Genomic DNA, 862 nt, shown 5'->3' with positions numbered 1-862 from the left:
GTACATCGAGTGCAGGGGTGAGTGTCATGTCTGGCATACGTCGCTGTACAACTTTCTGGTTCGTGGACCGGATAGGTTCACGATAGCGCCTTTTCGTTCATATGTCATGACATATTCACAGCTGCTCCTGTTTGCGTGCGCCATTCGGGGAAATGCGACCGAAACTCGGACTGCCGTACCGACACTTCCGGAGGTATATTAAGTACGAAATGCGATAGTCATCGCCTGCGCGCTGGGGGCGGCGAGACCACCGGGCGGGGCTTCGCCTGCGGAAACGCCGGCCACCTTCGCGTTCAGCACTCGCGGTCGACCGGTCGGTATTTCCGCATCCATGGAAATACACGCCAGAGGAGGCGTTTGCAATGCTGAAAGAAATTCACACGGTATTACCCGCGGCAGATCTCAGCCGTGCACGCACGTTTTACCACGATGCGCTCGACTTAGAGCCGGTCGAGGTGCTTGACGGGCTCCTCGTGTACTCGTCGCCGGGATCCGGTTTCGAGATCTACGAGACGGAGAACGCGGGGACAGCTAAGAACACCCAGATGAGTTTCATCACCGACGATCTGGATGGTGAGATGGCCCGACTGCGCTCCCGTGGCGTCGTGTTCGAGGACTACGACATCCCCGGCATGAAGACCGTCGACGGCGTCGGCGCAACGGATGCGATGAAGTCCGCGTGGTTCCGTGACACCGAGGGCAACTTCATCTGCGTCACGGAACTGCTGTCCTGACATTCCCACCGCGCGAGGCCCACGAGGTCTCGATCGCTCCTTCGTCGCGCCTCGACCAACGAAACCACCGCGCGAGGCCCACGAGGTCTCGATCGCTCCTTCGTCGCGCCTCGACCAACGAAACCACC

General features: G+C 59.7%; 1 protein-coding gene. It reads left to right on the top strand.

What is annotated here, in order from left to right; all coding sequences use genetic code 11:
- Nucleotides 1-362 precede the first annotated feature (362 nt).
- The gene (locus tag JF66_RS18830; RefSeq protein WP_035880407.1) at nt 363-734 is read left to right on the top strand and encodes a VOC family protein; all 372 of its coding nucleotides are present in this window, start codon (nt 363-365) and stop codon (nt 732-734) included.
- Nucleotides 735-862: the final 128 nt, after the last annotated feature.

The organism is Cryobacterium sp. MLB-32 (assembly GCF_000738085.1).
Taxonomy (GTDB): Bacteria; Actinomycetota; Actinomycetes; order Actinomycetales; family Microbacteriaceae; genus Cryobacterium.
This window is presented reverse-complemented; position numbering and strand designations above follow the sequence as displayed.